We start from the raw sequence: 6,316 nt of genomic DNA, 5'->3' as shown, positions 1-6,316 counted from the left end.
TTACCCAACGGAAGCCCCCACTGGTTCAAGCTTCATCCCCGCCCCCAAACAAAGCCGCCCCGGGCCCAACCGGCAAACGGTTCGGCCGCAGGGCGGCATATAGGCAGAGTCCGGCTTATTTTTTCACGGCAGGCTGGGCGGCCTTAGGCGCGGCAGAAGAAACCGTCGCCTCCGCCTTCAACTTGTTCAGCACCGCATCACCGATGCCCTTCACGTTTTTCAGCTCCTCCACCGATTTGAACGCACCGTTCTTCTGACGGTATTCCACAATCGCCTTCGCCTTAGCCGGGCCGATACCCGGTAATGCCTCCAGTTCCGCAGAAGAGGCGGTATTGACGTTCACGGCAGCCAAAGAGAACGCCGTACACATGGCGGCAAATACACCAAATAAAAATTTCTTCATCAGGGTTTTCCTATAACGTGTCAGATTGAATCAACCGGGCCGTCTGCAGGACGGTTTTACCCACCCCGCCGACACTGCCACATCGACAGTAGAACACGGCCCCATTCCATATAAATGCATACGACATATTAACGCAAATACCGTTCGATTTCAAACATTCCAAACGGTTAACCGTAACTTTCGGTACTTTTGTGCAAGAATAACAACAGGATAAATATTTCCGATTCCAATACCAAGATGCACAAATACTCCATAAACACCGGTACATCACTATCCCAATGTTTGACCCCAACACCCGTTATCCCAATTCTGCCGCCAAACCGACAGAAACGACAGGCATGTAAAAAGCCCCCGACATCAGTCGGGGGCTTCGGAATGGGTGTTTGGCGGTGACCTACTTTCACATGGAAGAACCACACTATCATCGGCGCTGAGTCGTTTCACGGTCCTGTTCGGGATGGGAAGGCGTGGGACCAACTCGCTATGGCCGCCAAACTTAAACTGTTACAAATCGGTAAAGCCTTAATCGGTATAAATGGTGATGACTGAATCAGTCAGTAAGCTTTTATTATTTGAAGTTCTTCAAATGATAGAGTCAAGCCTCACGAGCAATTAGTATGGGTTAGCTTCACGCGTTACCGCGCTTCCACACCCCACCTATCAACGTCCTGGTCTCGAACGACTCTTTAGTGTAGTTAAACCACAAGGGAAGTCTCATCTTCAGGCGAGTTTCGCGCTTAGATGCTTTCAGCGCTTATCTCTTCCGAACTTAGCTACCCGGCTATGCAACTGGCGTTACAACCGGTACACCAGAGGTTCGTCCACTCCGGTCCTCTCGTACTAGGAGCAGCCCCCGTCAAACTTCCAACGCCCACTGCAGATAGGGACCAAACTGTCTCACGACGTTTTAAACCCAGCTCACGTACCACTTTAAATGGCGAACAGCCATACCCTTGGGACCGACTACAGCCCCAGGATGTGATGAGCCGACATCGAGGTGCCAAACTCCGCCGTCGATATGAACTCTTGGGCGGAATCAGCCTGTTATCCCCGGAGTACCTTTTATCCGTTGAGCGATGGCCCTTCCATACAGAACCACCGGATCACTATGTCCTGCTTTCGCACCTGCTCGACTTGTCGGTCTCGCAGTTAAGCTACCTTTTGCCATTGCACTATCAGTCCGATTTCCGACCGGACCTAGGTAACCTTCGAACTCCTCCGTTACTCTTTGGGAGGAGACCGCCCCAGTCAAACTGCCTACCATGCACGGTCCCCGACCCGGATTACGGGTCTGGGTTAGAACCTCAAAGACACCAGGGTGGTATTTCAAGGACGGCTCCACAGAGACTGGCGTCTCTGCTTCAAAGCCTCCCACCTATCCTACACAAGTGACTTCAAAGTCCAATGCAAAGCTACAGTAAAGGTTCACGGGGTCTTTCCGTCTAGCAGCGGGTAGATTGCATCTTCACAACCACTTCAACTTCGCTGAGTCTCGGGAGGAGACAGTGTGGCCATCGTTACGCCATTCGTGCGGGTCGGAACTTACCCGACAAGGAATTTCGCTACCTTAGGACCGTTATAGTTACGGCCGCCGTTTACTGGGGCTTCGATCCGATGCTTGCACATCTTCAATTAACCTTCCAGCACCGGGCAGGCGTCACACCCTATACGTCCACTTTCGTGTTAGCAGAGTGCTGTGTTTTTAATAAACAGTCGCAGCCACCTATTCTCTGCGACCCTCCGGGGCTTACGGAGCAAGTCCTTAACCTTAGAGGGCATACCTTCTCCCGAAGTTACGGTATCAATTTGCCGAGTTCCTTCTCCCGAGTTCTCTCAAGCGCCTTAGAATTCTCATCCTGCCCACCTGTGTCGGTTTGCGGTACGGTTCGATTCAAACTGAAGCTTAGTGGCTTTTCCTGGAAGCGTGGTATCGGTTACTTCATGTCCGTAGACACTCGTCGTCACTTCTCGGTGTTAAGAAGACCCGGATTTGCCTAAGTCTTCCACCTACCGGCTTAAACAAGCTATTCCAACAGCTTGCTAACCTAACCTTCTCCGTCCCCACATCGCATTTGAATCAAGTACAGGAATATTAACCTGTTTCCCATCGACTACGCATTTCTGCCTCGCCTTAGGGGCCGACTCACCCTACGCCGATGAACGTTGCGTAGGAAACCTTGGGCTTTCGGCGAGCGGGCTTTTCACCCGCTTTATCGCTACTCATGTCAACATTCGCACTTCTGATACCTCCAGCACACTTTACAATGCACCTTCATCGGCCTACAGAACGCTCCCCTACCATGCCAGTAAACTGGCATCCGCAGCTTCGGTTATAGATTTGAGCCCCGTTACATCTTCCGCGCAGGACGACTCGACCAGTGAGCTATTACGCTTTCTTTAAATGATGGCTGCTTCTAAGCCAACATCCTGGCTGTCTGGGCCTTCCCACTTCGTTTACCACTTAATCTATCATTTGGGACCTTAGCTGGCGGTCTGGGTTGTTTCCCTCTTGACAACGGACGTTAGCACCCGCTGTCTGTCTCCCGAGGAACCACTTGATGGTATTCTTAGTTTGCCATGGGTTGGTAAGTTGCAATAACCCCCTAGCCATAACAGTGCTTTACCCCCATCAGTGTCTTGCTCGAGGCACTACCTAAATAGTTTTCGGGGAGAACCAGCTATCTCCGAGTTTGTTTAGCCTTTCACCCCTATCCACAGCTCATCCCCGCATTTTGCAACATGCGTGGGTTCGGTCCTCCAGTACCTGTTACGGCACCTTCAACCTGGCCATGGATAGATCACTCGGTTTCGGGTCTACACCCAGCAACTGTTCGCCCTATTAAGACTCGGTTTCCCTACGCCTCCCCTATTCGGTTAAGCTCGCTACTGAATGTAAGTCGTTGACCCATTATACAAAAGGTACGCAGTCACACCACAAGGGTGCTCCCACTGTTTGTATGCATCAGGTTTCAGGTTCTATTTCACTCCCCTCCCGGGGTTCTTTTCGCCTTTCCCTCACGGTACTGGTTCACTATCGGTCGATGATGAGTATTTAGCCTTGGAGGATGGTCCCCCCATATTCAGACAGGATTTCACGTGTCCCGCCCTACTTTTCGTACGCTTAGTACCACCATTGAGATTTCGAATACGGGACTATCACCCACTATGGTCAAGCTTCCCAGCTTGTTCTTCTATCTCGACAGTTATCACGTACAGGCTCCTCCGCGTTCGCTCGCCACTACTTGCGGAATCTCGGTTGATTTCTTTTCCTCCGGGTACTTAGATGGTTCAGTTCTCCGGGTTCGCTTCGCTTATCCTATGTATTCAGATAAGGATACCTCCTAAGAGGTGGGTTTCCCCATTCGGACACCGCGGGATCATAGCTTTATTGCCAGCTCCCCCGCGCTTTTCGCAGGCTTACACGTCCTTCGTCGCCTATCATCGCCAAGGCATCCACCTGATGCACTTATTCACTTGACTCTATCATTTCAAGAACCTCTCTGACTTCGTTTGCCTACCCGTTGACTAGGGAAGCAAACTTGAAATTCCTACTTTGATAAAGCTTACTGCTTGTTGTGTCTTAATCCTGCCTTTTGTGTTTCAGGATTAAGTCGATACAATCATCACCCAAATACTGTGTTTGTTTTCTTTTCTCTTGCGAGAGATTCTTTATCCTTTGCAAAGAATAAAAAATCAAAACAAACGCATTGTCTTTGTTTGTTGATTTCGGCTTTCCAATTTGTTAAAGATCGATGCGTCGATATTTCACTTCGCAAATCAAAATAAGCTGCTAAGTATAGCAGGCTTCCTTTAATTTGTAAAGTGCTTGGTGGAGGCAAACGGGATCGAACCGATGACCCCCTGCTTGCAAAGCAGGTGCTCTACCAACTGAGCTATGCCCCCGTTCTTGGTGGGTCTGGGAGGACTTGAACCTCCGACCCCACGCTTATCAAGCGTGTGCTCTAACCAGCTGAGCTACAAACCCGGATTCTCTTCTTAAGCGAATCTTGTCTTCACTCAAGCTTTCCTCTTCCGCATCTTTACAGTTTACCGATAAGTGTGAATGCATCAGACCTCTTCTTTCTCTAGAAAGGAGGTGATCCAGCCGCAGGTTCCCCTACGGCTACCTTGTTACGACTTCACCCCAGTCATGAAGCATACCGTGGTAAGCGGGCTCCTTGCGGTTACCCTACCTACTTCTGGTATCCCCCACTCCCATGGTGTGACGGGCGGTGTGTACAAGACCCGGGAACGTATTCACCGCAGTATGCTGACCTGCGATTACTAGCGATTCCGACTTCATGCACTCGAGTTGCAGAGTGCAATCCGGACTACGATCGGTTTTGTGAGATTGGCTCCGCCTCGCGGCTTGGCTACCCTCTGTACCGACCATTGTATGACGTGTGAAGCCCTGGTCATAAGGGCCATGAGGACTTGACGTCATCCCCACCTTCCTCCGGCTTGTCACCGGCAGTCTCATTAGAGTGCCCAACTTAATGATGGCAACTAATGACAAGGGTTGCGCTCGTTGCGGGACTTAACCCAACATCTCACGACACGAGCTGACGACAGCCATGCAGCACCTGTGTTACGGCTCCCGAAGGCACTCCTCCGTCTCTGGAGGATTCCGTACATGTCAAGACCAGGTAAGGTTCTTCGCGTTGCATCGAATTAATCCACATCATCCACCGCTTGTGCGGGTCCCCGTCAATTCCTTTGAGTTTTAATCTTGCGACCGTACTCCCCAGGCGGTCAATTTCACGCGTTAGCTACGCTACTAAGCAATCAAGTTGCCCAACAGCTAATTGACATCGTTTAGGGCGTGGACTACCAGGGTATCTAATCCTGTTTGCTACCCACGCTTTCGAGCATGAACGTCAGTGTTATCCCAGGAGGCTGCCTTCGCCATCGGTATTCCTCCACATCTCTACGCATTTCACTGCTACACGTGGAATTCTACCTCCCTCTGACACACTCTAGTCACCCAGTTCAGAACGCAGTTCCCAGGTTGAGCCCGGGGATTTCACATCCTGCTTAAGTAACCGTCTGCGCTCGCTTTACGCCCAGTAATTCCGATTAACGCTCGCACCCTACGTATTACCGCGGCTGCTGGCACGTAGTTAGCCGGTGCTTATTCTTCAGGTACCGTCATCAGCTGTCGGTATTAGCAACAGCCTTTTCTTCCCTGACAAAAGTCCTTTACAACCCGAAGGCCTTCTTCAGACACGCGGCATGGCTGGATCAGGCTTGCGCCCATTGTCCAAAATTCCCCACTGCTGCCTCCCGTAGGAGTCTGGGCCGTGTCTCAGTCCCAGTGTGGCGGATCATCCTCTCAGACCCGCTACTGATCGTCGCCTTGGTAGGCCTTTACCCCACCAACTAGCTAATCAGATATCGGCCGCTCGAATAACGCAAGGCCCGAAGGTCCCCTGCTTTCCTCCTCAGAGAATATGCGGTATTAGCTAATCTTTCGATTAGTTATCCCCCATTACTCGGTACGTTCCGATATGTTACTCACCCGTTCGCCACTCGCCACCCAAGAAGCAAGCTTCTCTGTGCTGCCGTCCGACTTGCATGTGTAAAGCATGCCGCCAGCGTTCAATCTGAGCCAGGATCAAACTCTTATGTTCAATCTCTAACTTATAACTTCTGGTCTGCTTCAAAGAAACCGACAGGACAATGTCTAAAACATCATCTTGTCTGTCTTTCAAACAGTGTGAGGCCTAATGCACTCACACTTATCGGTAATCTGTTTTTTAAAGAGCGAATCGAATTATACAGTACAATTTTCAAAAGTCAACTAAAATTATCGAAAATTTCAACCAACTGTGTTATACTGTCTGCTTCGTTTTCTTCACCGCGTCAGCAGCGAAAAACCGAACTATACGCCTCCCAACAAAACCAGTCAACACC

The 6,316-nt window shown here is 50.5% G+C and carries 1 protein-coding gene, 2 tRNA genes and 3 rRNA genes; all 6 read right to left on the bottom strand.

The annotated features are described in order from the left end of the window. Nucleotides 1-115: 115 nt before the first annotated feature. The gene (locus HMPREF2711_RS00030) at nt 116-403 is read right to left on the bottom strand and encodes a ComEA family DNA-binding protein (RefSeq protein ID WP_003747589.1); all 288 of its coding nucleotides are present in this window, start codon (nt 401-403) and stop codon (nt 116-118) included. A gap of 381 nt (nt 404-784) precedes the next feature. After that, nucleotides 785-898: ribosomal RNA gene (gene rrf, locus HMPREF2711_RS00025) — 5S ribosomal RNA — on the bottom strand. 96 nt (nt 899-994) lie between these two features. Continuing rightward, a 23S ribosomal RNA gene (locus tag HMPREF2711_RS00020) occupies nt 995-3,883 on the bottom strand. Between the two features lie 347 nt (nt 3,884-4,230). Further along, a tRNA-Ala gene (locus HMPREF2711_RS00015) sits at nt 4,231-4,306 on the bottom strand. A 5-nt stretch (nt 4,307-4,311) separates the two neighbouring features. Then, nucleotides 4,312-4,388 (bottom strand) — tRNA-Ile (locus HMPREF2711_RS00010). Between the two features lie 104 nt (nt 4,389-4,492). Continuing rightward, a 16S ribosomal RNA gene (locus HMPREF2711_RS00005) occupies nt 4,493-6,033 on the bottom strand. Together the 16S, 23S and 5S rRNA genes with 2 tRNA genes alongside form the textbook arrangement of a ribosomal RNA operon. Nucleotides 6,034-6,316: the final 283 nt, after the last annotated feature.

Source organism: Neisseria sp. HMSC070A01 (assembly GCF_001810165.1).
Lineage (GTDB): Bacteria > Pseudomonadota > Gammaproteobacteria > Burkholderiales > Neisseriaceae > Neisseria.
Note: the sequence above shows the minus strand (reverse complement) of the source record. Positions and strands in the feature narration are given on the sequence as shown.